At 69.5% G+C, this 25411-nt stretch carries 27 protein-coding genes; 15 read left to right on the top strand and 12 right to left on the bottom strand.

Features of this window, described 5'->3' with window-relative positions:
- The first annotated feature begins 87 nt into the window (after positions 1 to 87).
- The 5 genes from DJ019_RS17530 to spt all read left to right on the top strand — a co-directional run bounded on the left by DJ019_RS17530 (position 88) and on the right by spt (position 5684).
- On the top strand, positions 88 to 1461 hold the full coding sequence (locus DJ019_RS17530) for a lipopolysaccharide biosynthesis protein (protein WP_111277446.1): 1374 nt from the start codon (positions 88 to 90) through the stop codon (positions 1459 to 1461).
- A complete protein-coding gene (locus DJ019_RS21445; protein ID WP_111277444.1) occupies positions 1458 to 3173 on the top strand; it encodes a fatty acyl-AMP ligase in 1716 nt (571 codons plus the stop codon). Before DJ019_RS17530 ends, DJ019_RS21445 begins: the two co-directional genes overlap by 4 nt.
- Complete coding sequence (locus tag DJ019_RS17520) at positions 3170 to 4105, top strand: NAD-dependent epimerase/dehydratase family protein (RefSeq protein WP_276310038.1); 936 nt, start codon at positions 3170 to 3172, stop codon at positions 4103 to 4105. The genes DJ019_RS21445 and DJ019_RS17520 overlap by 4 nt, the downstream gene beginning before the upstream one ends.
- A gap of 106 nt (positions 4106 to 4211) precedes the next feature.
- Positions 4212 to 4466, top strand: coding sequence for an acyl carrier protein (locus DJ019_RS17515; protein ID WP_111277442.1), 255 nt, complete (start codon positions 4212 to 4214; stop codon positions 4464 to 4466).
- A gap of 3 nt (positions 4467 to 4469) precedes the next feature.
- Positions 4470 to 5684, top strand: coding sequence for a serine palmitoyltransferase (spt, locus tag DJ019_RS17510; protein ID WP_111277440.1), 1215 nt, complete (start codon positions 4470 to 4472; stop codon positions 5682 to 5684).
- On the opposite strand, the gene DJ019_RS17505 is transcribed toward spt, so the two are convergent.
- The 3 genes from DJ019_RS17505 to DJ019_RS17495 are packed head-to-tail and all read right to left on the bottom strand — an operon-like array spanning position 5685 to position 8619.
- Positions 5685 to 6584 (bottom strand): hypothetical protein, encoded by a 900-nt coding sequence (locus DJ019_RS17505; RefSeq protein WP_111277438.1) that lies wholly within the window; start codon positions 6582 to 6584, stop codon positions 5685 to 5687.
- Complete coding sequence (locus tag DJ019_RS17500) at positions 6581 to 7489, bottom strand: diacylglycerol/lipid kinase family protein (RefSeq protein WP_111277436.1); 909 nt, start codon at positions 7487 to 7489, stop codon at positions 6581 to 6583. The genes DJ019_RS17505 and DJ019_RS17500 overlap by 4 nt, the downstream gene beginning before the upstream one ends.
- A complete protein-coding gene (locus DJ019_RS17495) occupies positions 7486 to 8619 on the bottom strand; it encodes a CDP-alcohol phosphatidyltransferase family protein (RefSeq protein ID WP_338066107.1) in 1134 nt (377 codons plus the stop codon). Before DJ019_RS17495 ends, DJ019_RS17500 begins: the two co-directional genes overlap by 4 nt.
- A 71-nt stretch (positions 8620 to 8690) precedes the next feature.
- On the opposite strand from DJ019_RS17495, the gene DJ019_RS17490 reads away from it, so the two are divergent.
- The 6 genes from DJ019_RS17490 to DJ019_RS17465 all read left to right on the top strand — a co-directional run bounded on the left by DJ019_RS17490 (position 8691) and on the right by DJ019_RS17465 (position 14239).
- A complete protein-coding gene (locus DJ019_RS17490; protein WP_111277434.1) occupies positions 8691 to 9575 on the top strand; it encodes a metallophosphoesterase family protein in 885 nt (294 codons plus the stop codon).
- 78 nt (positions 9576 to 9653) lie between these two features.
- On the top strand, positions 9654 to 10088 hold the full coding sequence (locus DJ019_RS17485) for an HIT family protein (RefSeq protein WP_111277432.1): 435 nt from the start codon (positions 9654 to 9656) through the stop codon (positions 10086 to 10088).
- A 23-nt stretch (positions 10089 to 10111) separates the two neighbouring features.
- On the top strand, positions 10112 to 11296 hold the full coding sequence (locus DJ019_RS17480) for an LptF/LptG family permease (RefSeq protein ID WP_240606529.1): 1185 nt from the start codon (positions 10112 to 10114) through the stop codon (positions 11294 to 11296).
- Positions 11293 to 12351: an LptF/LptG family permease gene (locus DJ019_RS17475; RefSeq protein WP_111277430.1), complete on the top strand. Its 1059-nt coding sequence runs from the start codon at positions 11293 to 11295 to the stop codon at positions 12349 to 12351. Before DJ019_RS17480 ends, DJ019_RS17475 begins: the two co-directional genes overlap by 4 nt.
- On the top strand, positions 12348 to 13490 hold the full coding sequence (locus tag DJ019_RS17470) for a dATP pyrophosphohydrolase (protein ID WP_111277428.1): 1143 nt from the start codon (positions 12348 to 12350) through the stop codon (positions 13488 to 13490). The genes DJ019_RS17475 and DJ019_RS17470 overlap by 4 nt, the downstream gene beginning before the upstream one ends.
- Positions 13487 to 14239, top strand: a complete 753-nt coding sequence (locus DJ019_RS17465) for a nucleotidyltransferase family protein (protein ID WP_111277426.1) — start codon at positions 13487 to 13489, stop codon at positions 14237 to 14239. Before DJ019_RS17470 ends, DJ019_RS17465 begins: the two co-directional genes overlap by 4 nt.
- A 3-nt stretch (positions 14240 to 14242) precedes the next feature.
- Here the strand turns inward: DJ019_RS17465 and DJ019_RS17460 are convergent, their stop codons facing one another.
- The 5 genes from DJ019_RS17460 to DJ019_RS17440 all read right to left on the bottom strand — a co-directional run bounded on the left by DJ019_RS17460 (position 14243) and on the right by DJ019_RS17440 (position 17779).
- A complete protein-coding gene (locus DJ019_RS17460; RefSeq protein WP_240606528.1) occupies positions 14243 to 15319 on the bottom strand; it encodes a methyl-accepting chemotaxis protein in 1077 nt (358 codons plus the stop codon).
- A 135-nt stretch (positions 15320 to 15454) separates the two neighbouring features.
- Complete coding sequence (locus DJ019_RS17455) at positions 15455 to 16186, bottom strand: phosphocholine cytidylyltransferase family protein (protein ID WP_240606527.1); 732 nt, start codon at positions 16184 to 16186, stop codon at positions 15455 to 15457.
- Between the two features lie 162 nt (positions 16187 to 16348).
- The gene (locus DJ019_RS17450) at positions 16349 to 16609 is read right to left on the bottom strand and encodes an SWIB/MDM2 domain-containing protein (protein WP_111277422.1); all 261 of its coding nucleotides are present in this window, start codon (positions 16607 to 16609) and stop codon (positions 16349 to 16351) included.
- A 133-nt stretch (positions 16610 to 16742) separates the two neighbouring features.
- Positions 16743 to 17198, bottom strand: a complete 456-nt coding sequence (locus DJ019_RS17445) for a PaaI family thioesterase (protein ID WP_111277420.1) — start codon at positions 17196 to 17198, stop codon at positions 16743 to 16745.
- The gene (locus DJ019_RS17440) at positions 17195 to 17779 is read right to left on the bottom strand and encodes a TetR/AcrR family transcriptional regulator (RefSeq protein ID WP_111277418.1); all 585 of its coding nucleotides are present in this window, start codon (positions 17777 to 17779) and stop codon (positions 17195 to 17197) included. The genes DJ019_RS17445 and DJ019_RS17440 overlap by 4 nt, the downstream gene beginning before the upstream one ends.
- A 122-nt stretch (positions 17780 to 17901) precedes the next feature.
- Here DJ019_RS17440 and DJ019_RS17435 point away from each other — a divergent pair, with 122 nt between their 5' ends.
- The 3 genes from DJ019_RS17435 (at position 17902) to DJ019_RS17425 (ending at position 20950) form a co-directional block, all read left to right on the top strand.
- Positions 17902 to 18741, top strand: a complete 840-nt coding sequence (locus DJ019_RS17435) for an enoyl-CoA hydratase (RefSeq protein ID WP_111277416.1) — start codon at positions 17902 to 17904, stop codon at positions 18739 to 18741.
- Between the two features lie 53 nt (positions 18742 to 18794).
- Complete coding sequence (locus DJ019_RS17430) at positions 18795 to 19256, top strand: Lrp/AsnC family transcriptional regulator (RefSeq protein WP_111277414.1); 462 nt, start codon at positions 18795 to 18797, stop codon at positions 19254 to 19256.
- 62 nt (positions 19257 to 19318) lie between these two features.
- Entirely contained in the window at positions 19319 to 20950 is a 1632-nt protein-coding gene (locus DJ019_RS17425) for an acyl-CoA synthetase (protein ID WP_111277412.1), read from the top strand.
- Between the two features lie 3 nt (positions 20951 to 20953).
- Here the strand turns inward: DJ019_RS17425 and DJ019_RS17420 are convergent, their stop codons facing one another.
- Genes DJ019_RS17420 through DJ019_RS17410 form a run of 3 tightly spaced genes read right to left on the bottom strand, consistent with a single transcriptional unit; the run spans position 20954 to position 22927 of the window.
- Entirely contained in the window at positions 20954 to 22279 is a 1326-nt protein-coding gene (locus tag DJ019_RS17420) for a M20/M25/M40 family metallo-hydrolase (protein ID WP_111277410.1), read from the bottom strand.
- 4 nt (positions 22280 to 22283) lie between these two features.
- Positions 22284 to 22667 (bottom strand): helix-turn-helix domain-containing protein, encoded by a 384-nt coding sequence (locus tag DJ019_RS17415; protein WP_111277408.1) that lies wholly within the window; start codon positions 22665 to 22667, stop codon positions 22284 to 22286.
- 35 nt (positions 22668 to 22702) lie between these two features.
- The gene (locus DJ019_RS17410; RefSeq protein WP_111277406.1) at positions 22703 to 22927 is read right to left on the bottom strand and encodes a hypothetical protein; all 225 of its coding nucleotides are present in this window, start codon (positions 22925 to 22927) and stop codon (positions 22703 to 22705) included.
- Between the two features lie 135 nt (positions 22928 to 23062).
- Here DJ019_RS17410 and DJ019_RS17405 point away from each other — a divergent pair, with 135 nt between their 5' ends.
- Positions 23063 to 23335 (top strand): hypothetical protein, encoded by a 273-nt coding sequence (locus DJ019_RS17405; RefSeq protein ID WP_111277404.1) that lies wholly within the window; start codon positions 23063 to 23065, stop codon positions 23333 to 23335.
- Here the strand turns inward: DJ019_RS17405 and DJ019_RS17400 are convergent.
- The gene (locus DJ019_RS17400; RefSeq protein ID WP_111277402.1) at positions 23332 to 25410 is read right to left on the bottom strand and encodes a response regulator; all 2079 of its coding nucleotides are present in this window, start codon (positions 25408 to 25410) and stop codon (positions 23332 to 23334) included. The genes DJ019_RS17405 and DJ019_RS17400 overlap by 4 nt on opposite strands.
- Position 25411: the final 1 nt, after the last annotated feature.

Raw genomic sequence — 25411 nt, 5'->3', positions numbered from 1 at the left:
TGCCGCACTTGGCGCGGCGCGGTCCGAAGGGGTACTCCAGGCCGCGACGCCGTACGGAACGGCGATGGCCAGGAGACCAACCCGCCGATGACCGCCTCGGAGGCCGAACAGATCGCCGGCGTGCGGCCGATCCTGCGGCGGGTGGTCGCCAACGCCGGCCTGTTGCTGGGTGGGCGGACGGTCAACGCCGTCCTTGGCCTGATCTACATGGCCATCGCCGCCCGGGCCCTGGGCGCCTCGGCCATGGGGGTTCTGATCCTCATCCAGGCGTTCGCCCAGTTCCTCGGCGAGGTCGTGAAGTTCCAGTCCTGGCAGACGGTGATCCACTACGGCGCGCGCCCGGTGGCGGAGAACCGACCCGCCGAGTTCCAGCAGGTGCTGCGCTTCAGCCTGGTCCTCGACCTGGGCAGCACGCTGATCGGTGTGCTGGCCGGCGTGATCGGCGCCATCGTCTTCGCCGGCGAGCTTGGCTGGACCCCGGCGCAGGCGCCCGTCGCGGCGCTCTTCATGCTGTCGATCGCGTTCATGGTGTCGGCGACGCCCATGGGCCTGCTGCGGCTGTTCGACCGCTTCGACGTGCTGGCCTGGCAGGCGGGGCTGATCTCGCTGATCCGGGTGATGGGCAGTCTGGTGGCGCTGGGGTTCGGCGCCTCGATGGAAGGCTTCCTGCTGGCCTGGGCCGCTGGGACGCTGGGTAGCTGGCTCTACCTCGCCGGCTCGGCCTACGCGGAAATGCGCAAGCGGGGCCTGCTCACGGGATTCACGTGGCGCGGGCCGCTGGCCGCGGGCCTGCCGGGGGTGTGGCGCTTCGCCTGGAACACCAATCTGGCGGCGACCCTCGACGTCGCCTTCACCCACGTCGCAACCTTGATCGTGGGCGCCCTGGTGGGCCCGTCGCAGGCGGCGTTCTGGCGCGTGGGCCGGCAGGTGGCCGACGCCCTGGCCAAGCCGGCCAAGCTGCTGACGCCCGCGCTCTACCCCGAGTTGGCGCGCCTGCGCGCCGAGGATCACCACCACGCCATGTGGCGTCTCGCCCGCAATGTCGGGCTCCTGGCCGGCGGCGTGGGCGTCGTGCTGCTGGCGGTGAGCGCGCTGTTCGGCCCCACGCTGCTGACCCTGGTCATGGGCCAATCCTTCGCGCCGGCCGCCGCCGTGATGACCTGGCAGGTGGGCGCGGCCGTGATCGGCGTGTTCGCTCTCCCGCTGGAACCTATGCTGGTCTCGCTGGGCAAGCCGGGGGCGGCCGTGCGGGTGCGCCTGGCCGTCAGCATCGTCTTCCTGGCCGCCCTGCCCTTCCTCGTAGCGCAGTTCGGGATTATAGGCGCGGGCGCCGGCTTGGCTGCGTCCGCCGGCGCCCTTGCCCTGGGCATGCTGTGGTTCATCCTCAGAGAGAACGGGACTCGACGAAAGGCGGCGACGCCTGCGCCCGAGTCCGCGGAGACTTCGAAAGGCGACGTTTGACTGCGACCCCGACCCCGACCGCTCCGGAGCGTCCGTTCCGGCTCGGCGGCTTCGCCACCCTGACCGAGGCGCTCGACTTCGCCGCCGGCGGCCCGACCGGCGTGAACCTCTATGGCCTGCGCGGCGAGCTCCTCGAGGCGATCCCCTATGCCGAGTTGCGCCGGCGCGCGATCGCCATGGCCGCCCGCCTGCTGGCGCTGGGCCTGAAGCCGCATGATCGCGTGGGTCTTGTGGCCGAGACGGACGCGAACTTCGTCACCGCCTTCTTCGCCTGCCAGTACGCCCGCCTGACGCCGGCGCCGCTGCCGCTGCCGACGCCGCTGGGCGGCCGCGACGCCTATGTGGAGCAGATCGGCCGCATGCTGACCTCGGCCCAGGCCGCGGCGGTGTTCGGTCCCGAAGCGATCCTGCCCTGGCTGGAAGACGCCGCGAAACAGGCCGGCGCCCGCTTCGCCATGCAGGTGTCCGACCTGCCCGAGGCCGAGGTGGCGGACCTGCCGGCGCCGACGGCGGACGATCCCTGCTACGTCCAGTTCTCCTCGGGCAGCACCCGCAACCCGACCGGCGTGCTCTGCACCCACCGCGCCCTGATGGCCAACACCTACGCCATCACCAGGCACGGCTTGAAGGTGGTTCCGGAGGACCGCGCCTTCTCATGGCTGCCGCTCTATCACGACATGGGCCTGGTGGGCTTCCTGATGAGCCCGCTGGCCGCCCAGATGACGGTCGACCTGATGCCCACCGGGGCGTTCGTGCGCCGGCCGCTGCTGTGGCTCGACCTGATGTCGAAGAACAAGGCGACGATCTCGTACAGTCCGTCGTTCGGCTACGACCTGTGCGCCCGGCGGGGCGACGGCACGCGGGAAGGCCTCGACCTGTCCGCATGGCGTTCGGCCGGCTGCGGCGGCGACATGGTCCGTCCGGGTCCGCTGCTCGCGTTCGCGGAACGCTATGCGGCGGCCGGGTTCGACGCCAAGGCTTTCGTCCCCAGCTACGGCATGGCCGAGGCCACGCTGGCGCTCAGCATGGCGCCGCTGAGCCAGGGCCTGCGGTTCGACACGGTCGATGTCGACCGGATGGAGCGGGACGGCCAGGTAGTCGCCGGTTCCGGCGCCCGCAGCCGCGCCTTCGTGCGCTGCGGCCCGGTGCTGCCCGATCACGAGCTGGAAGTGCGGGACGAGTCCGGGAACGTCGTGCCGGAACGGCAGGTCGGCCGGATCTTCGTGCGGGGCCCCAGCCTGATGCGGGGGTACTTCGGGGACGCCGAGACCTCGGCGCGGGTTCTGTCGGATGACGGATGGCTCGACACCGGCGACCTAGGCTACCTCACCGACGGCGAGATCGTGCCGACCGGGCGCGCCAAGGACCTGATCCTGCTGAACGGCCGCAATGTCTGGCCGCAGGACCTGGAGTGGACCGCCGAATCCGAGATCGAGCGCCTTCGGAGCGGCGACGTGGCCGCCTTCTCCGTCGACCAGGACGCGGGCGAGCAGCTCGTGGTCCTCGTCCAGGCCCGGTCCAGCGACCCCGAGGTGCGCCGCGCCCTGACCGAGGACGTCGCGGCGGTGCTCCGCGCCCGCCATGGCGTGGAGGCTCAGGTCGAGCTGGTCGGCGCCCACGCCCTGCCCCAGACCTCGTCGGGCAAGCTCTCCCGCTCCAAGGCCCGCGCCCTTTTCCTGGCCGGCGCCTTCCGCCAGGAGGAGCCGGCCTGACCCGCGGCCTCGTCGCCGTCACCGGCGCCACCGGCTTCCTGGGCCGCCATCTCGTGCGCGCCCTGGCCGACGACGGGTGGGCGGTGCGGGTGCTCGCCCGGCGGGATCCGATCGACGCGCTCTGGCAGGATGTCGCGCCGCAGGTGGTGGTCGGCGGGCTGGAAGATCCGGCCGCCCTCGCCCGCCTTTGCGCCGGCGCCGACGTCGTGGTTCACGCCGCCGGCCTCGTGAAGGCGCGCAGTCGCGCGGACTTCGACGCCGTGAACGTGGCAGGTTCGGTCCGGGTGGCCGAGGCGGCCCGCGATGCGGCCCACGTCTTGCTGGTCTCCAGCCTGACCGCGCGCGAGCCGGCCCTGTCTCACTACAGCGCCAGCAAGCACGCCGGCGAGCGGGCGATGTCCAACGCTCTGGGCGACCGCCTCACCATCGTCCGCCCCTGCGCCATCTACGGTCCCGGCGACCGCGAGCTGCTGCCGGTGTTCCAGGCCGCCGCCCGGGTTCCGGTCCTGCCGATCCTGGATCCGGACGCGCGCATCTGCATGATCCATGTGGAGGACGCCGCCCGCCAGACTGCCGCCCTTGCTGCGGCGCCCCCGCCTCGGCGAACGGTCGCGCTGAGCGATTCGCGCCCTGAGGGCTATGGCTGGCGTGAGCTGATGACCGAGGCGGCCCGGGCCTGCGGCCGTTCGCCGCGGTTCGCACCGGTTCCGAAGGCCCTGATCCACACCCTCGGAATCACAAATGATTTCACCGCGCTGTTAGGGTCGACACCCATGCTCACCTCGGCCAAGGCGCGCGAACTGCTGCATCCGGATTGGGCAATTTCGCCTGAAGAGCGTATGGAGACCGCCGCGCCGGTTAAGTTCGATCTCTCCAGCGGGTTTTCGTCGACCGTCGCGTGGTACCGCAATGCGGCATGGATGAAACATTAGTCGCGGATTTGTGACCGGGCCTTGAGAGCGCGGTAGAAATCCGGGTCCAACATGCTTAGTTACGCGGCTGGCGTTAGCAGGGAAAGAGCCACTGGGGGGCTCATTCATGGTTGAACTGGCGACGGATCTGACCGTCCGCGAAGTCGCGCGAGCGGCCGAAACGGTGTTGGGCCGCAGCGTCCAGGTCACCGCGGAGACGGACATTGCCCGGGACCTTGCCGTGGACTCGCTTGCGCTGATGAACATCGTCATGGAGCTTGAGGATCGTTTCGACCTCTCGATTCCGCTGGATCGTCTCGCCACGGTTGAGACGGTTGGCGACCTCTCCGAACTGATCAACAAGCTGCGGGTGAAGGCTTAAAGAATGGGGCTGCTCGACAAGCACCTGGGCTATCGGGCCCCGCTGGATGGTATCCGCGCGGCGGGCGCCGATCCCTCCTCCGTTCGATTCGACGCGGTCCTCTCGCCCACCGAAGGCATGCTGAATGGCCAGAAGGTCATTCTGCTGGGCACCAACAACTACCTGGGTCTGACCTTCGACCCGGCCTGCATCGAGGCCTCGGCGGCCGCCGTTCGCCAGTGGGGCACCGGCACCACGGGCTCGCGCTTCGCCAACGGCACCTTCGCCGGGCACACAGCGCTGGAGACGTCGCTGGCCAAGTTCTATGGCCGCAAGCACGCGATGGTCTTCACGACCGGCTACCAGGCGAACCTGGGCGGCATCTCCGGCCTCGTGGGCCGCGGCGACCACCTGATCCTGGACGCCGACAGCCACGCCTCGATCTATGACGCGGCCAAGCTCTCGGGCGCCGAGGTCATCCGTTTCCGCCACAACGACCCCGAGGACCTCGCCAAGCGCCTGCGCCGGATGGGCGACGCCGCCAAGGGCAGCCTGATCGTGGTCGAGGGCATCTACTCGATGATCGGCGACGTCGCGCCGCTCAAGGAGATGGTCGCGGTCAAGAAGGAAGCCGGCGCCTACCTGCTGGTGGACGAGGCCCACTCCATGGGCGTCCTGGGCGAAAAGGGCCGCGGCCTGGCCGAGGCCGCCGGCGTCGAGGCCGACGTCGACTTCATCGTCGGCACCTTCTCCAAGAGCCTGGGCGCCGTGGGCGGCTTCCTCGTCTCCGACGAAGACAACTTCGACCTGCTGCGGATCGTCAGCCGGCCGTACATGTTCACCGCCTCGCTGCCGCCGGCCGTGATCGCCTCGACCCTGACCGCCCTCGAACGCCTTGAGACCGATAAGGACCTCCGTGTGCGCCTGGCGGCCAACGCCGACCGGCTCTACGACGGCCTGCGCGACATGGGCTACGCGGTCGGACCGCACGCCAGCCCGATCACCGCCGTGGTGATGCCCGACCAGGCCACCGCCGTGATGATGTGGAACGCCCTGCTGGCCAATGGCGTCTACCTGAACCTGGCGATTCCGCCGGCGACGCCCGAGAACAAGTCGCTGCTGCGCTCGAGCGTCAGCGCGGCCCACACGCCCGAGCAGATCGACGCGGTGCTGGATATCTTCGAGCGCCTCGGCCTCGAGTACGGCCTTCTCCAGCGCCCCCGCCGCGCCTCGGCCTGATCACTTCCCCGCGGCCGCCAGCTCCCGCTGGCGGCGACGCAGCTCCAGCCACGCCCCGGGCGCGGCCAGGAACGGGTGGCGCTCGCGGAACGGCGTCACCTCGATCTCCACGCCCGTGTGCCGCGCAATCTTGTAGGCGGCATAGCGCGCCGCGCCGTCGAATGTGAAGGCGGCTTTCAGGATCCTCAGCACATTCAATGGCTTGCCCGCCAGGCTCGGCAGCGTCCATCCCGGCAGCCCGGCCTTGCGGGGCGCCAGATCCTGCCCGTCCACCGTGAACGCCACGCCGCCCACCGCCCATGCCAGCGGCAGGATCTCGGCATACCGCCCCTCCCCGTGCCCCACGACGGTGTCGGCGCGGTCGGTGGTCTCGACCCGGAACTCCGCCGCATAGGTCTTGCGGAACAGCGCCCCCCAGAACGCCAGCGCCGGTCCTTTCGCCGGCCCCAGCGCAGCAGCGAAGCGCGAGGCGGTCACGACGGCGGCGGTCACCGCCTGGGCCGCGGCCTCCGCCGAGGCGGCTTCGGCGCTCCACACCCGCTGGCAGGGCTGCACGAAGCGGGCCCAGATCGTGGTGTCCAGGGTCCGCCCCTCGGCCGCCCGCCGGAAGGTCGCCAGCGGCAGGGTCGCCACCTTGGCCTTGAGGTCGCCGACCTCGTGGTAGCTCACCTCGGGCCACAGTAGCCGCTCGACCCAGCCCCGCGGGCCCCGCCGGTGGGGCCCCTTTGTCAGCCGGTAAAAGTCGAGGATCCCGGAGAGGTCGCCCGTCCGCAGGGTCGATCCGTAGTAGAGCACCGCTGCGTCGCCAGGCTGGGCCAGCGCCTCGGCGAGCGCCCGCACGGCTTCCGGCGCCGGGCTCGCGAGCTCGGCCTCGATCCGCGCCTGCAGCGCCCCGCTCACGGGACCACGAACTCCAGCTCTGGCCCCTGCCGGATGGTCAGTTCGCCGCCCGGATAGATTTCGCCGTCCAGGACGTACCGGCCCGAAAAATCGATGCTGAAGGCCTCCAGATCGTGCCGGCGATAGCCGCAGGCCTCGAGCCACGCCGCATCCTGGCCTTTCAGGATCGTCGGAACGGCTCGCATCAGCCGCCGCGGAGGCGCCTCCACCGACAGTGTCTTCAGCCCCTCGCGCGGGATCCCGAACGGCTTCAGGCCCAGCGGGAAGCGCTTCAGCGTCGAGGCCATGATCAGGAACCAGTCGCGCTGGTCCGGTCCGGCGAAGGACGCCTTCGCAGGCTCTCCCTTCCGCCACGGATCGGTAACCCCGCCCACCAGGGTGCGCCCCATGGCCCCGGCCATGGTCAGCACGATGGCCGCATTGTCGAACACGCCCAGGCCGTGATGGCGCTGCGCCAGCTCCGTCGCCCGGACGAACGCCCCCATGCCAAACAGAAAGCCGCGGTGCTCCGGCTGCGCCTCGCCCCGCCGAACCACCTCCAGGCACTGCCGCCGCTTGGTGGGCCTTCCGGCCGCCGCCGCGTCCAGCAACTGGTCGAGGCTCGTTCCCAGGGGCGTCTCGATATCCAGGGCCAGAGCGTTCGTCTTCCCGTTCGGAACGACCGCCAGCCGCGGCAGGGTCGCGCCATAAGCCTCAGGCAGACGCGTCAGCACCTCCCGGATCGTCCCGTCGCCGCCGTCGATCACCACCAGGTCCACGCCCGTTTCGGCGAACCGCCGCAGCGTGCTCATCAGCTCGGCCGGCCGCTCAGGCGCCACCTCCACCACGACGCCGGGCAGGGGATCCACATCGCCACCCTGGTTGCGGTGGCTCTTCTGGTTCCAGATGACGCCGGCGCGGGTCAACGCGACAGCCAGGAGACCACCCGCTCACGCGGCGTGGACAGGGCCTGGACCAGCTGCACCGCATGCACGACCAGGCTGAGCGCGGTCCACAGCGCCACGAGGTGGAAGCCGGCCTGCGTCGCCCCCACGCCCCAGGCCGGGACCAGGACGCCGGCCAGCCAGGCGGGCGTCAGGATCAGGAGGTTCGGGTTCCGCCGCGCCGTGATCAGGCGGAAGAAGCTGTCGAACGGCCGCCAGGAATGCACGTGGAAGCCATAGCGACGCATGAAGATCCCCTCGAAGATCCGCTGCACGACGTAGCCGACCAGGATAACCGCCAGTCCATAGCCGGCGAGGTCGGGCGTGATCGCCACCGCGCCGAAGCAGCCGACGTACCAGGCCCACCACCAGAACGGCGGATGGACCAGATCGATGCCGTGGTCGAACACGTTGCCGATCGCCGAGGACGTGAGAGTCACGCGGGCCAGCTTGCCGTCCACCGTGTCGAGAAAGGTCATGATCCAGGCGCAGACGAGGCCCCAGCCGAACTCGCCCTTCCAGAACAGCCCGAAGGCGGCCAGCACCATCAGGAAGCCGATGAAGGTCACGTGGTTCGGCTTCAGGCCCGCGATGGCGCACCAGCGGGTGACGATCCGGGCCGGGATGGGCCACCAGTACTTGGTGACGACGTCGGTGACGCCCTTGTACGAGCCGGCGAAGGTCCGCGCCTCCACGGCCCGCACGTTCTCGGGCGTCAGACGGACCAGGACCGGCGCCTCGCGCTTTCGCAGCGCCTCGTTGTACGAAAGCTCGGCCAGCGACAGAGGCGTCAGTCCGGCCGGCGCCTCGCCGCGCTCCAGCGCCGCCGACGCCTCGGCGACCTGCCCGGCCGATACGTGCGCGGCGACCGCCACGCCGTCGTCGGTGGTCAGGACGGAGCCCGGCCGCGCGGCCAGCGTCTTGATGAGGCTCTCGTCATAGACCCAGCTCCCGAGGGCCAGGACGACGCCGCCGGCGGCCGGCGGCGCATCGGCCACCGAGAGGCCGGCGCGGACGAAGGTGCGGCGCAGGCGCTCGCGCGCCGTCATCCCCCAGATGCGGACTTCGCCCGCGCCCAGGATCATGCCCGCCGGGGCGGCCATCTCAGTCATTGGAATCGCGCAGCGCCTCTCACGCAAATCGGTGGAACCTGATACCGAGCGCCGTCCCCTTAGGAAAGCTCGTGACCGCGTTCCGCCTCGCCCATTTGTCGGACCTGCAGCTCCCGCCGCCGCCCCTGCCCTTCCGCTGGCGCGATGTGGCCTCGAAGCGCCTGCTCAGCCGGATCGCCTGGCGACGCAAGCGGCGCCGGCACGTCCAGGCGGTCCTCGACGCCATCGCGGCCGATATCCGCGCCCGCGCTCCGGATCATGTGGCCATCACCGGCGACGTGATCAACTTTTCCACGCCCGAGGAGTTCGAGGCCGCGCGCGGCTGGCTGGCCGGCCTGGGCGACCCGGCCGACGTGACCATCAGCCCCGGAAATCACGACGCCCTCACCGCCCGAGGCGCGCCAGAAGCCTTCGCGCCCTGGCGGCCCTGGCTGGGCGATGATCCCGCCGCCGGGTTCCCGCACCTTCGCGTGCGGGGCCCGGTCGCGCTGGTGAACCTGTCATCCGCCGTTCCCACTGCGCTTCACCTGGCCCAGGGCAAGCTGGGCGCGCCTCAGATCGAGGCCGCGCGCGCCCTCCTGAAGGACGCCGGCGGCCGAGGCCTCTATCGCGTCGTGCTCGTCCATCATCCCGTAGCGCCCAGGGTGGTGGCCGGCCGCAAGGAACTGGTCGACGCCGAGGCGCTGCGCGCGGTGCTTGCGGAGACGGGCGCCGAGCTCGTCCTCCACGGTCACGCGCATCAGGCGCTGCTCACCAGCGTTCGCGGCCCGGCTGGCCCCATCCCCGTGCTGGCGGTTCCGGCGGCCTCGACCCCCGCAGGCGGACATGGCGAGCCTGCTCGCTGGAACGAGATCGCCATCCTGCGGGACGGGGCCGCGTTCCTGACGCAGGTCACGGCCCGCGGAGTCACGAAGCAACTGACTCTCGAGACGCTTGGCCGGTTCACCCTGGCCTGACGCGGGCCTTCGCCCTTTCACCGTCTCGCGGCGCTCCCTATGATCCGTCGCCAGGCGCCTCATTCCGCAGGACAACCCGTGCCAAACGCTACGGCCCGCAAGTTCGGATATCCCCACACGAAGGTCGCCGAGACCTCGCACTGGCTGGTCCTGGTGCGCCCCCAGCAGCCCACGTTCGGCGCCCTCGTGCTGGTCTGCAAGGAGGAGGCGCAGGCGTTCTCCGACCTCTCGCCCGCCGCCTTCGCCGATCTCAAATCGGCCGTCGACGGCATCGAGACGTTGCTGCGCGAGGCGGTCGCCTATGAGCGGATCAACTATCTGATGCTCATGATGGTGGACCCCGACGTCCACTTTCACGTCCTGCCGCGCTATGACGGCGAGCGGACGCACGGCGGCCACACCTTCAGGGATGCAGGCTGGCCGGGGCCGCCCGCCCTTGCGTCCCACGTCGCGCTGGGCGAGGAGGAGGCCAAGGCGCTCGCCGCTGAATTCGCAGCCCGCTGGCGGTCCTGACCGTTCGGCCCCGGGGAACCTTGTTGAGCCTCATCGACCGCTACCTGCTCCGCCTCGCCTTCTGGCCGATGGTGGGCGCGACTGGGGTGACCCTCATCGCGTTGCTGCTGGAGCGCACGCTGCGGCTGCTCGATATGTTGGCCGCGTCCAGCGACCGTTTCGGGTTCGTCGCCCAGCTCGCGGTGAACCTGGTGCCCCACTACGTGGGCCTCACCCTGCCCGCCGCCTTCTTCCTGGCGCTCATCGTGGTCGTAAACCGGATGAACCAGGCGTCCGAGGTCGACGCCCTGCTGGCTTCAGGCGTCAGCCTGACGCGGCTCGCCGCGCCGTACCTCGTGCTCGCCGCCGCGCTCAGTATGGTGAGCCTGATCGTCTTCGGGTTCCTGCAGCCCTACAGCCGCTACGCCTACCGAGCGGTGCTGCACACGGCCCAGAACGCCGGCTGGAACGGTCTGGTCCCCGCCGAGACGATCCTGTCCCCATCCAAGACCCTCACGGTCACGACCGACGAGGCCGACGCCGCCGGCCAGCGGCTGTCGCGCATCTTCATCCGGCGCATCACGGAGAGCGGCCGCGAGGAGATCACTACGGCCGGCATGGCCGAAGTCCGCCGGACAAGCGACGGCCGAAACGTGCAGCTCATGCTCAAGGACGGCCAGCAACTTCGGTTCAACGACCGGGGCGAGCCCCAGATGTTGAGCTTCAAGGACTTCACGATGCAGCTCCCCATAACAGGGGCCGCGCGTCTGCTGCGCGCCCGGGGCGGCGACGAGCGTGAGCTGACCCTTCTGGAGCTGGCCCGCCAGACCCGAAGCGAACACACCTTGATCCCGCGCGAGACGCTCAAGGCTGAGCTGTATGGCCGCCTCGCCCGCTCCCTGTCGCTGCCGCTGCTGCCGCTTCTGGCCGTGCCGCTCGGCCTCGCCGCCAAGCGCAGTGGCCGCGCGCCCGGCGCGCTGGTGGGCGGGCTGCTGCTGCTGGCGTTCCACCACCTGACGCAGCTCGGCCAGGGCATGGCCGAGACCGGGCGCGCGCCGGCGGAGCTGGCCGTCGGCCTGCCGTTCGCCGTCTTCGCCGGCATCGCGTTCCTCGTCTTCTTCACCAGCCGTGACCGACCGGGGGAGACGCCCATCGGGCGGATGACCGAGCACCTCGGGGCGCTCGCCGCGCGGTTCCGGACCCGCAAGGCGGCCGAGGCGGCGACATGACGCTGTCGACCTACCTCCTGAAGCTCATGGGCGGCCGCATCCTGACCGCCCTCGCAGTGCTGGTCGGGGTGTTGCAGATCCTGGACCTGCTGGATGTGACGACCGAGATCCTGGACCGCCAGCTTGGCGCCCAGGGCGTCGCCTACTACGCCCTCCTGCGCCTGCCGCGGCTCATCGAGCAGGCCGCCCCCCTCGCGGTTCTCGCCGGGGCCCTGTTCGCCTTCGGCAAGCTCGCCGGGGACAGCGCCGTCACCGCCATGCGTTCGACCGGGATTTCCGCCTACCGCATCACCTTCAACGCCATGCCCGCCGCGCTTGCCCTGGCGATCCTGCAGCTCGCCATCGGCATGGCGATCGCGCCGCGAACGGACGCCCGGCTAAGCGAATGGTGGCAGCAAAGCACCCCGGAGGACCCGGCCAAGGTCGTCGATCCCGTCACCTTCCGGGTCGGCGACGAACTGGTGGTGGCGGTGCCCCGCGACCCAGACGGCCGCAGCCTCGAGAAGGTGACCATCTATCGGCGCGACGCGGAAGGTCGGCTCGTCCAGCGCACAACGGCACAGGCGGCAGTCTATGACGACAAGGTCTGGCGCCTCGTCGAACCGCGCTTCGAGACCCTCGGAACCGCCAGTGTCGCGCAGGGGGCCGCCCGGTCGATGGACTGGACCCGCAACCTGACGCCGGGCGACATCCGCACGCTCTCGATGGGCCAGACCTCGGTGACGCCCGCCGAGGCCAGCCGCGCCCTGGCTGGCGGCCTCTCCACGCGCCCGCGCACCTTCTACGACACCCAGCTGCAGCGGACCTGGGCCGCGCCGATGGCGTGTATCGTCATGCTCCTGCTGGCGGCCCCGTCGGCCCTGGCAAACTTCCGCGGCGGCGGGGCGACGATCGTGGTCCAGTGCCTGGCCGCCGGGCTGCTGTTCCTGGTCTTCGACGGCGCCTTCACGGCCCTTGGCGAAAACGGCGCCGCGCCCGCCATCCTGGCCGCCTGGGCGGCTCCGGTGATGTTCGCCGCGTTCGGGGCGACCATGCTGCTCTATCGCGAGGGATGACCGCATTGGGGGCCGTCCAGATCGTGCCGGTCGGCGGCAAGGCCGAGCTCGACCGCTTCATCAAGGTCGCCATGCGCCTGGGCGCCGCCGAGCCCAACTACATCCCCCCCCTGATCTTCGAGCGGCAGGAGGCCCTGACCGCCAAGGGCAATCCGTTCTTCGAACATGCAGATGTCCAGTTCTGGCTCGCGGTGCGCGACGGCCGGGACGTCGGCCGCATCAGCGCCCAGATCGACCACCTCAATCCCCAGACCAAGGAGGGCGCCGGTCACTTCGGCATGATCGCCGCCGAGGACGATCCGGAGGTCTTCGCCGCCCTGTTCGCCGCGGCCGAAGAGTGGCTGAAGGCCCGCGGCTGCAAGTTCGCCATCGGCCCCGTGAACCTCTCCACCAACGAGGAGGTCGGCCTCCTGGTCGAGGGCCACGACAGCCCGCCGATGTTCATGATGGGCCACGACGCCCGCCATGTCGGCTCGCGGATCGAGGGCCAAGGCTACGCCAGGGCCAAGGACATCCACGCCTACGTCTGCAGCGTGGCCGACGACCTGCCCGCGCCGATCCTGCGCCGCATCCGAAAGGGCCTGCCCGAGGGGGTCACCCTGCGGACCGTCGACATGAAGCGGTTCGGCGAGGAGGTCCGCACCCTCACCTCGATCCTCAACGACGCCTGGGCCGGCAACTGGGGCTTCACCCCAACCACCGAAGCGGAAACCCAGGCGCTGGCGGGCAACCTGAAGCTCCTGATCGACCCGCGTCTCACCTGGTTCGCCGACATCGACGGGGAACCGGCCGGCTTCATGGTCCTGCTGCCCAACCTCAACGAGGCCATCGCCGATCTGAACGGCAAGCTGTTTCCCTTCGGCTGGGCCAAGCTGCTGTGGCGGCTGAAGGTGCGGGGCGTGAAGACCGGGCGCGTGCCTCTGATGGGCGTGAAACGGAAGTTCGCCAGCGGCCTGCGGGGCCAGCTCCTGCCCTTCCTGCTCATCGACGCCACCGCCCAGGCGGCGCGGAAGCTGGGCTACGAGCGCTATGAGCTGTCGTGGGTGCTGGAGGACAACCTGCCCATGCGCCGCATCTGCGACGCGGGCGGCGCCAAGGTCTACAAGACCTATCGTCTCTACGAGAAGGCGCTGGGGTGACAGGTTTCTCCGCCCTGGTGCTGGCCGGGTCGCGCGGCGGAGCCGACCCTGTGGCCGACTATGCCGGCGTCCCGCACAAGGCCCTGATCCGACTTGAGGGGCGGACGTTGCTGGCGCGGGTGGTCGAAGCCTTGCGCGAGGCCGGCGCCAGCCGGATCGCGGTGATCGGCGGCCATCCGGACGTGCGCGCCGAAGCCGCCCGGCTCGGCGTCGAGCCGCTGGATGAAGCCGCCGGCCCCAGCCTCAGCGTCCTGGCGGGCGCGCGGAGTGTCGGGACACCTCTGCTCGTCACCACCGCCGACCACGCCCTGCTCGATGCGGCCTGGGTGCGGCGATTCCTGGACGACACGCCCGCCGGCCTGGACGTCGCCGCCCTCGTGGCCTCCCGCGCCGCCGTGGAGGCCGCCGCGCCGACCACCCAGCGCACCTGGCTGCGCCTCTCAGACGGCGACTGGTCGGGCTGCAACCTGTTCTATCTGGCCAACGACCGCGCCCTCGCGGTCATCGACCTCTGGCGTCGCGTGGAGGCCGAGCGCAAGCGCCCTTGGAAGATGGCGCAGATCCTGGGCCCGGGGATGCTGCTGCGCTACGCGACCCGCCGGCTGTCGCTCCGAGACGCCGCGATCCGTCTGGGCCGTCTGGCAGGCGTGAACGCCGCCATCGTCGAGACGCCCTACGGCCTGGCTTCCGTCGACGTGGACAAGCCCGCCGACCTCGACCTCGTCCGGCGGATCGTCGGGGAAGCTTGAGCGTCAGGCCGCCCGGCTCGCCGTCCGCGCCACCGACTTCCGTTCGCCCTGGACGATGCAGCCGTACCAGCCCAGGCCCTGGTAGGTTTCATAGCCCGGGGTCAGGGCATAGCCCACGGTGACGCCGCCGTCGGCATAGCTGCCCATGCCCTGCGACTGCGCCGGCAGCCTGAAAGTCTCGGAGAGGACGCCCTGGCGATCGGAAGACGCCAGGACCCGGCCGCTGGCGTCCAGCAGCAGGACCCGGGAACGACCTCTCTCCTCGTCGGTCAACCGAACCCCATCCACCACGGCGTTGGCCTGGGGCTGCCAGTCGAAATGGATGCCCAGCACGCCGATCACCGGCCCATCGACCGCGCCGTCCTTACGGATCGCCGCCGCATAGGTCGCGACGGCCGCGTCTCCCAGGAGCGGCTGGCAGCCCACGTCGCAGGCCACGAACTCCTGCCCGGACGCCGTTCGGCGCGCCTGGTTGAACCAGTCCGCGCCGGCCACCGAACTGCCCACGACCCGCGGGTAGCGCTCAGGGCGGCCCGTCGCCATCACCCGACCGTTGGCGTCACAGACCCAGAGGTCCAGGTAGACCGTGTAGGCGTCCAGGATGACCTTGAGCCGGCCGCTGGCGTGCTTCGCAGCCGGCTCGGATCCCAGCGCCACGCAGTCGACCACCGCCGAGTCGGTCGCCCACCACCTGACGTCGCAGGTGCGCTCGTAGAGGTTCCGGTCGATGATCTCGATGGCGTTGAGCGCCAGGTCGGCCAGGCGCTGGCCCCGCAGGTGGTCGAGGATCGCCGCGCCGACGGCTGACAATTCCTGCAGGTCGGCCTGGACGCGGCTCTGCAGGGAGAGCGTCACTTCGTCGATATTGCTGGAGATCCGCTTGAATTCCTCGGCCACCACCGCGAAGCCCTTGCCGGCTTCCCCCGCCCGCGCGGCGGTGATGAGGGCGTTGATCGCCAGCATCTTGGCTTCACGGTTGACGTCCGAGATCTCGCCGATGCTGTCCGCCGCCGCCTTCGAAAGACGCTCCGACAGCTCCAGAATGCGCTCAGGGACCAAGCCCTCTCCGGAATCGGACACCCCAACCTCCCGCCGCCTCGTTTCGAGGACAATCGGTAAAGCTTGATGAGTGGTAACCAATGTAACCATAACCGCGATCAAGCGCGCCGCCGTCGGCAGGCGCCTAAAGTTGTCGCAGCGGCGCCTAAGGGGCGGTCAGCCCTTCGACCAGCCGCCAGACAGCCGGGTCAGGTTTTCGACGTCCTGGGGGAAATCCATCTCGCCCCACTCAAGGCCCTCGATCGAGCAGACGCGCACGTCGACGCCCGACCGGGCCAACTCGTCGATCACCGACAGGTACCAGCGCTTGAGTCCCTCAGGCTTCTGGAGGACCTGCTCCACCCCCGCCACGAACTTCGCCGCGCCCTCAGGTGAGAACCGCAGGAAGCCGATGGACTCGGCGTCATAGGCTTCGATGGTCTTGCCGATGGCCCTTAGCCGTCCGCCGTCCGTCAGCACCTTCATGTCGTCGGCGTCATAGGCCGGCTTGCGGTCGATGGTGACGGTGATCTCGGCCGGCGGGGCGTCCAGCAGGCGCTCAGCCACGCCCGGGCCGAACAGGGTGTCCCCGTTGAGCAGCAGCACGTGCCCCTCGAACGCCTCGCGGACGATCCAGCAGGACGCCGTGTTGTCAGAGACCGTGTAGAAGGGGTTGAACTGCAGGCGCACGGGCATCTTCAGCCCGAGTTGCGCCACCTCGGCCTCCACCGCGTCCGCGCGGAAACCCGTGACGATCACCGCCTCATCCACGCCGGCGGACTGGAGCCGGAGGAGCTGCCAGGCCAGCAGACTGCGTCCAGAGAGCTCAATCAGGCACTTGGGCCGCGCCTCGGTCAGCGGCAGGAGCCGCTTGCCCTGGCCGGCGGCGAGGATGATGGCTCGGGTCACGGGAGGAATCCGTAGCAGCAAAGAGGACCGGCCGCGCGACGCAGCGGAAGGCGCGCCTTATGTCGGGCCGGAGCCCAAATGTGAAGAGACCTCGCAGGGCGAGCGGCCCGCGAGGTCTCTCGTGTCCACAAGCAACGCACCTCGAGGGCGCGTCCGCCGGTCCTACTTCAGGTGGGCCGCCAGGTGCTTGTTCATTTCGAACATGCTGACCTTGTCCTTGCCGCCGAAGATCGGCTTCAGCTTGGCGTCGGCCAGGATCTCGCGCTTGTTGGCGGGATTCTGGAGGTTGTTCTTCTTGATGTATTCCCAGATCTTCGACACGGTTTCGCCGCGCGAGAGCTGAGCCGAGCCCACGACAGCAGCCAGTTCGGCGGAGGGCGTCAGCGGCTTCTGAAGGGCGTTCGTGTTCTTACCAGTGGCCATGGGCTCCCCCAGCTAAAGAGTTTGCGCGACGTCCCGGCGGGGGTCGCCGGGCCGAGTCGCTTGACGCATCCTAGCGCGGAGTCAGCCGGGCGCCACCGGAGATGCGAACGCAAGGTTAACGCGATCCTGGCGGCTAGCGATCGAACACCAGCAGCGTGGAGGTGGCGGTGGCGTAGAGGCGGCCCTGCGCGTCGGTGAGCCGCCCCTCCGCGAAGGCGGCCCGGCGGCCAAGCTGGACCACCTTGCCTTCGGCCTGAACCGGCCCGGTCGCCTCGGTCATCGCGCGGTGGTAGGCGACCTTCAGTTCCAGCGTCGTGTAGCCTTTGCCGGCCGGAAGAGCCGAGTGGACAGCGCAGCCGACCGCCGAGTCCAGCAGTGTGGCTGCATAGCCGCCATGGACCGTGCCGATCGGATTGTAGACGTCCTGATCAGGCTCTCCACCGAAGACGACCCGCCCCTCCTCGAGCTCGATCATCTCGAACTTCAGCGTCCGACCGATGCCTCGGCGGTAGCCTGGACGATCCTTGTCGAAGGCGCGGCGAAGCTGCTCCAGGCCCGTTAGTTCCTCAGTGGGCGTGACGACGTTCATTGGAAAATCCCTATGCGTGACTTGATGCGAGCACGGGCGTCGGCGAGCAGGCGTATCGCCTCGTCGTCATCCGCGATTGCGCGGGACAGAGCGACCGCGCCCGCCATCTCCGCGGCCACGGAGGCGGCCAAGCCGTGCAGATCCCCGGCTTCTCCCGGGAGCCAGCCCGCGAGCCGCGCAATCAATCCCTTCACCCCGCGTTCGTACGCCGCGCGCACCGCCTCGCCCTGCCGCGGCAGATCGCTGGACAGCGTCGCCAGCGGACAACCCCGCGACGGGTGGGCGCGATGCTCGGGCGAAACGTAGGCGTCGACGAATGCGGCGAGCGACTCCGGCGCCGACATCCCTTGGGTCATCCGCGCGAACCGGCGCGCGCTTTGCGCGAAGGCTTCCTCCACCGCGGCCGCCACAAGCGCTTCCTTGCTACGGAAGTGAGCGTAGAACCCGCCGTGCGTGAGCCCGGCCTCGGCCATGATCTCCGCCACCCCAACGCCATCGGGGCCCTTGGCCCGCACAGCACTGGCCGCGGCGCGCAGGATCGCCTTCCTGGTTTCTTCCTTGCGGGTGTCGGAGTAGCGCATGCACGCATCATAATATGATAATCATCATATTTCCTACCCACCTCCCCTTCGCAGGGCTCCAGGTCGCCGTCCGGCGTGACAGCGACGAGGTCGCGGGCTGATATGCGACAGGGAGGCCGCCAATGACCGACGCCATACTTTTCGAGAGCCCCGCGCCCCACGTCGCGCGCCTGGTCCTGAACCGGCCCGAGAGCCGCAACGCGCAGGACACCACCCTGCTCTACGCCCTGAACGACGCGTTCGACCGCGCCGCGCGGGACGATGCGATCAAGGTGATCATCCTGGCGGCGAACGGACCCCACTTCTCGTCCGGCCACGACCTGCGCGAGGGGGGCTCGATCGCCGACCAGATGGCGCCGTTCGACCCGGTGGGAACCTGGTGCGGGTTCGGCTGCTCGGGCGCCGAAGGCAGAATGGCGCGGGAGAAGGAAATCTACCTCGGGCTTTCCGAGCGCTGGCGAAACATTCCCAAGCCGACCATCGCCGAGGTCCAGGGCAAGTGCATCGCCGGCGGACTGATGCTCGCATGGCCCTGCGACCTGATCGTCGCGGCCGAGGACGCAGCCTTCTGCGACAACACCGTCGGAATGGGCGTGGGTGGCGTCGAATACTTCGCGCACCCCTGGGAACTGGGGCCCCGCAAGGCCAAGGAACTGCTGTTCACCGCCGACTGGCTCACCGCGGCCGAAGCCAAGGCCCTGGGCATGGTCAACCACGTCGTCCCGGCGGCCGAACTCGCAGCCTTCACCCTGGCCCTGGCCCAGCGGATCGCCACCAAGCCCCTGTTCGCCCTCAAGCTCGCCAAGGAGGCCGTCAACGCCGCCGAGGACGCCCAGGGCCGCGCGGGCGCCATGAACACCGCCTTTGCCCTGCACCAGCTCGCGCACAGCCACAACATGCAGGTGCACGGAATGGCCGTGGATCCCGGCGGCCTTCAGGTGCGCCGAAAGGTGGAAGGCTAGGCGCGCGGGCGAAAAGGTCTGCAGAATGGGATTCTCCGCCAGTGGGAATTCACATGGACATTGCTCTCGACGGGATTGATCGCCGCATCCTTCGCGAACTTCAGCGCGACGCCACGATCGCGATCGCCGACCTGGCCCAGCGCGTCGGGCTGTCGCAGACGCCCTGCTGGAAGCGGATCAAGCGGTTGACCGACGCTGGCGTCATCACGCGCCGTGTCGCCCTGCTGGACCGCGTGAAACTGGACCTGGGCCTCGTGGTGTTCGTCTCGGTCCGCACCAGCCGCCACGACCAGGAATGGCTCGACGCCTTCGCGAAGGCGGCCGCGGCGATGCCCGAGGTGGTGGAGTTCTACCGGCTGTCGGGCGACACCGACTACCTGCTCAAGGTGCTGGTAAAGGACATCGCCGCCTACGACGCCTTCTACAAGCGGCTGATCGCGGCGGTGCCGCTGTCGGACGTCTCCTCGGCCTTCGCCATGGAGCAGATCAAGTCTACGACCGCTCTCCCCGTTTGACATAACCCCACGGCAGGCGGCCAAATTCCCCACAAGAACATAAGACAGTGGGAGGTACCTGGATGGCCTGGACGTTCGCGGACGTGTGGGAGGCGATCGCCGCTTCGCAGCCGGAGACCCCGGCGCTGGTGCAGGGGCAGCGCGTCGTCACCTGGGGCGCGTTCGATGCGCGGGCCGACGCGCTGGCGGCGCACCTGCTGACGAAAGGGCTGGGACATCAGGCCAAGGTGGCCGGGTATCTCTTCAACGGGCCCGAGTACCTCGAGACCTACTTCGCCGCCTTCAAGGCCGGCCTCGCCCCGGTCAACACCAACTATCGCTACGGCCCGGAGGAGATCGTCTACCTCTTCGACAACGCCGACGCCGAGGCCGTGGTCTTCCATGCCGGCTTCACGGAACTGCTCGAGAAGGTCCGCGCGCGCCTGCCAAAGGTGAAGGCCTGGATCGCCGTCGCCGAACCCGGCCACCCTGCGCCCGCCTGGGCGGACGACTACGAGACCGTGGTGGCCAAGACGCCGGCGCAGCGCCCCGTGAAGGCGGCGTGGGGTCGATCGGGCGACGACCTGCTGCTGCTCTACACCGGCGGCACCACCGGCATGCCGAAGGGCGTGATGTGGCGGCAGGACGACCTGTTCCAGGTGATCGGCGCCGGGGGCAATGCGGCCATGGGCATCCCGCCGGCCGAGTCCGTCGAGGAACTGGTCGCCCGGATCCACGGTCCCGAGCACCTGCGCCCGATCATGATCGTGGCCGCGCCGCTGATGCACGGCACCGGCCAGTTCTCGGCCTTCATCGCCTTCAACGGCGGCGGGACGATCTGTTCCCTGCCCTCGCGCAAGTTCGACGCCATCGAGCTGTGGAACGAGGTCGAGCGCTTGGGCGCCTCCAACATCGTCCTCGTGGGCCTCGCCTTCTCGACCCCGATGCTCGAGGCGCTGGAGGCCAATCCGGGCCGCTGGAACCTGTCCAGCGTGCGCTCGATGAGCTCGTCGGGCTCGATGTGGAGCCAGGAGAACAAGCGCGGGCTGCTGAAGCACATGCCGCAGGCCCTCATCGCCGACAGCTTCGGCTCTTCCGAAGCCGTCGGCCTGGGCGCGTCCGCCTCCGCCGCCGGGATGGAAGCCCAGACGGCCGCCTTCATGCTGGGGCCGAACACCGGCGTCTTCACCGAGGACGGCCGGCGCGTCGCTCCTGGCTCTGGCGAGCGGGGCCTTGTGGCCGTCAGCGGGTTCCTGCCCATGGGCTACTACAAGGACGAGGAGAAGACGGCCAAGACCTTCCGGATCATGGAGGGCGTGCGCTGGAGCGTGCCGGGCGACTGGGCCGAGGTGAACACCGACGGCTCCCTGAAGCTCCTGGGCCGCGGTTCGGTCTGCATCAACACCGGCGGCGAGAAGGTCTTCCCAGAAGAGGTCGAGGAGGCTCTCAAGCGGCATCCGAGCGTGCGCGACGCGGTGGTGGTCGGCGTGCCCGACCCCCGTTTCGGGGAGCGCATCTGCGCCGTGGTCGAGCCCGAGGCCGGGAAGCAACCGACGCTGGCCGAGCTGTCTGCCCACGTCCACGAACAGCTCGCCGGCTACAAGGCGCCCCGCGAACTGGTGGTCGTCGACACCATCGGCCGCGCCCCGAACGGCAAGGTCGACTACAAGGCGATCAAGGACCACGCCCTGAAGGCGCTCGGCGTGGCGGCCTGAGACCTAGCGCGCCGGCCGCGGCTCCCTGGACAGGCGCGTCATCAGAAGGGCGGCGCGCTTGGCCTGGACGTCGAGGCTCTTGAGGTCGGCGGTCTCGCCCGGCGCGTGACTGCCCTCGCCTGCCATCCCCAGGCCCACGAGGCCGTCGATGAACGAGACGAACGAGATGTCGCCGGCCCCGCGGTTGGCTGGATCGCCTTGCGGCATCTCAGGAAGCCCAAGGGTCGCATTCACCTCATTGAGCTTGGCCAGCAGCGCCTTGTTGCCGTCGGTCGGCGCCATGGGCGGATAGCCGTCGTCCGAGAATTCGATCTCGGCGGTCGCCTTGTCGAGGTGGCGCGCGATGATCGCCCGCATCTTGCCGCGCACCCGCTCTTCCTGCTCGGGGGAAAGCGTGCGGATATCGCCGCGCGCGATGGCTTCGGCGGAGATGATGTTGGGCTTGCCGGCCGCCTCGCCGCCGGTGTCGCCGTCGTTGAGCTTCGCCTGCGAGCCTCCGACGACCAGACCCACATTGTAGGTCAGGTTCGGTTCGGGAAGCTCTTCCCGGAACGCGTCGATGATCCGTGCGAGCTCGTAGATCGCCCCGCAGCCGACCGCCGGCTTGCAGACCCCGGAGGAATGGCCCGAACGCGCCTTGGCGGTGATGGTCCAGGACGTCGACGAGCGGCGCGCGATCGAGCCGATGTCACGGCCCGCCGCGTCGCGGGAAAGCCCTTCGAAATCAAGCGCGACGTCGCTGTTCCTGCCAGCAGCTATGAGGTCAGCACGGGCGTCCGCGAGCGGCGCGCCCGGCTTCTCCTCATCGCCGGTCAGCACGACGGTGATGTCGGCGTTCTTCAGCGTCCCGGCGGCATGCATGGCGCGGAGCGCGGCCACGATGACGACATCGCCGCCCTTCATGTCGCCCACCCCCGGACCTTCGGCCACGTCGCCGCGGACCATCCAGTCCTGGAACGGGCTGTCAGGCTCGAACACGGTGTCGAGATGGCCGATGAGCAGCAGGCGCTTGCCGCGCCCGTCGCCCTTGTGCGTCGCGATCAGGTGACCCGCTCGGCCGACCTTGGCCATCGGAACCCAGCGCACCTCGAAACCGAGCTGCTCGAATTCCGGCCGCAGCATTTGGCCGACCCGTTCCACTCCGGCGAGGTTCATGGTTCCGGAGTTCACCCGGACCAGCGCCTCAAGGAGTTTCACATTGCGGTCGCGCTCGGCCTCGATGACCGCGACCATCTTGGCTTCGGCTGGATCGCGGGGCGCCGCCTGGCCGGGCGACGCGAACGCGAACATGGCCGCCGCCAGGGCGGTCGCCGTCAGAAGCGGACGCATGGGGTCAGCCGGGCTGACGCAGACTGCGCACGAACTCCACCAGCGCGGACCGCGAGACACCCCGCGGCAGGCCGGCGTAGGCCTTGAGCAGTTCCAGCGCTCCGGGCTCGGCGAGCAGCGCGGCCACTTCGTCGACCGCCCCGCTGTTGACCGAGGCCTCGCCGAACATCTCGGCCACCGGGACGTCCAGCGTCCTGGCGATCCGGGTCAGCATCGATGCGCTCACGCGGTTGGCGCCGCGCTCGTATTTCTGGATCTGTTGGAAGGTGACGCCCGCCGCTTCGGCCAGGGCCTGCTGCGACAGCCCGCGCACCTTTCGCAACAACCGAATACGGGCGCCGACCGCCACGTCTACGGGATCGGCCACTGCTTCAGGTTTGTTGGCCATCAGTCGTCAGAGTCTCCTTGATGATCGCCGCCGGACTATTGCGCCCGGTTCGCCTCGTCATTTGGTGGGGGGACGAGGTCTTCTTGCGGCGAAGGGTGGTCAGAAATGAAATAACAAGCTTCCGCGATGGAGATGCCGACCGCCCTTCTCAATGGGGCATAGGCCGGCAGATCACGCTCGAGTTGGATCAACTCTTCCTCGTAGGACAACAGGAATTCCACGAGGTTTTGGGCCAACTTTTTACCGTAGTCCGAATCCATGTGGCCCTCTTTTGTCGAAAACTCGACGATCGATCAGGCGAATGCAAGCAACCCAGGCGAGCGTTCCGGAGAACAGCGATCATCTGTCGCAGGCGGCGCGGAACTCCCTACCAGCCAAGGGGTTAGTCGCATCCCATGGCGCATGCACGAAGACAGGAAGGCCAGCCGGCCTGCAAGATCATCGACTTCGACGAGGCTTGGCTCAACGCCTGCGACGCAGAGCAGCGCGCAGACCTGATGGCCGAAGCCAAGCTGCTCGCCGGGGCGTTCGCTCCGAGTGGCGGAGCCGACCTCGTCCGGCTCGCGGCGGAGCTTTCGGCCGGCCGGCGGGATGAGGAGATGAACCGGGCCCATGCCCGACGCCTGGCGGCCGCCCTGAAACGGCTCGGCAAGGCAGAGAAGGCTTAGCCGGCCCGCGCGCCGGCGCGCCGACGCGGTCCGGCCCCGGGCTGGTCGAGCAGGTTCCGAAGGGCGGCCGCAAGCACCGGCGCCTCGTAGGGTTTGTCGACGAGCGGGAACTCGCAGTCCTCGACCAGCCGACCCTCGCCGACAAAGCCGGATGTCAGCAGCACGTGGAGCTCCGGCCTGAGTTCGCGCGCCGCCCGCGCCAGGTTGAGGCCGCTGACCCCGCCGGGCATGACCACGTCCGTGAAGAGCAGGTCGATCTGCGGATCGGCATCCAGCCGCTCCAGCGCCTCGGCCGCATTGGTCGCCGTCTGGACGCTGTAGCCCAGCCCCGTCAGCACGTCGTAGGTCAGCGACAGAACCGTCGGATCATCCTCGACCAGCAGGATCCGTTCGGTTCCGCCGACGGTCTTCCGCGGCGGCGCGAGCCGACGGGGCGCTTCGGCGCGGCGAGCGCTGGGGGGCAACAGGAGCTGGAATCTCGTTCCGGCGCCGACTTCGCTGTCCAACCGCACCTCGCCCTCGGACTGACGCACGAACCCGTAGACCTGCGACAGGCCCAGCCCGGACCCCTTCCCGACCTCCTTCGTCGTGAAGAAGGGTTCGAACACCCGGCTCCGAACCTCCTCCGGCATGCCGACGCCCGTGTCCGCGACTTCGATGCACACCCGGCCCAGGTCGCTGCCGGCCGCCTCCCTCCAGGTCCGGATCCACAGCCGGCCGCCATCGGGCATGGCGTCGCGCGCATTGACGGCGAGGTTGAGCAGGGCTGTCTCCAACTGGGTTGGGTCCACGTGAGCCTTCAGGGCCTCGGACGACAGTTCGACCTCCAGCGTGACCGCCTCTCCCACGGCCTGGCGCAGAAGCGGCGCGAACTCCTGAATCAGGGCGTTGACGTCGAGGGTGACCGGAGACAGGTGCTGGCGTCGCGAAAACGCGAGGAGTTGGCCGGTAAGATCGCGCCCGCGCTCGGCCGCCTGCCGGACGGCCTCGATGCGCCGCATCCGTCGCTCTTCCTCCTCCTTGCGGGTCGCCAGCATGTCGATGTTGCCAAGCACCACGGTGAGCAGGTTGTTGAAGTCGTGGGCCACCCCGCCGGTGAGCTGGCCGACCGCCTCCATCTTGCGCGCCTGGGCAAGCTGTTCTTCGAGGCTCCTGCGGTCGGTGGCGTCCAGGATCACGCCGAAGATCTCGCGCGCCTCGCCGTCTTCACTGGGGGCCAGCACCCCCTGGTCCTGCAGCACCCGATACGCCCCGTCCGCGCACAGCCAGCGGAACTCCACGGCGTAGTGGCCCGTCTGAGCGGCGGCCGAAACCCGCTGGATCACCGTGCGGGCGTCATCCGGATGGATGCGGCTCGCGCCGAACTCCGGCTCGGCCAGGAAGCGCTCGGCGGGGAATCCGGTGATCGCTTCCACGGACTCCGAGACGAAGAGCGGCGCAAAGGGCGGATCGATGCTGCGCGAGTGGAAGACGATCGGCAGTGTCCGCAAGATGGCTTCCTGCCGGGCCTCGGTCTTGCGCAGCACCTTTTCGGTGCGGGCCTTCTCGGCCTTCACCCGGGCGTGTTCGTCCAGGAGCCACTGCTGATAGGCCGACTGGCGCTCCACCTCCTTGGTCTTGAGGTACAGGTCCACGAATACCTGCACCTTGGCCTTGAGAATGAAGGGATCGATGGGCTTGAACACCACGTCCACGGCCCCTGCCGAATAGGCCTGGAAGATGTGGGCCTCGTCGCGGAAGATTGCGGTGAGGAAGACGATCGGCGTCAGAGCCGTCCGTTTTCGTGAGCGCACCAGGGCCGCGGTCTCGTACCCGTCCATGCCCGGCATGTGCAGGTCGAGAAGGATCAGAGCGAACTCCTCGGCCAGCACGCGCTTGAGCGCCTCTTCGCCCGATCGGGCGACGACGAGCTCGTGGCCAAGATCGGCCAGCGCCTCCACGGCGGCGAAGGCGTTCCTCTCATCGTCGTCGACGATCAGTATCCTGGCCTTGAGGGGCGCATCCCGGTCGGGCGGAGCCGGCGGCTCCACCCGCCAGGGCCGCGGAGGGGTCCTGGCGGCTTGAGGGTCGGTCACG

This window comes from Phenylobacterium kunshanense, assembly GCF_003254525.1.
GTDB classification, from domain to species: domain Bacteria; phylum Pseudomonadota; class Alphaproteobacteria; order Caulobacterales; family Caulobacteraceae; genus Phenylobacterium; species Phenylobacterium kunshanense.
The sequence above is the reverse complement of the archived record's forward strand: the minus strand, read 5'-3'. Positions and strand labels throughout refer to the sequence as shown.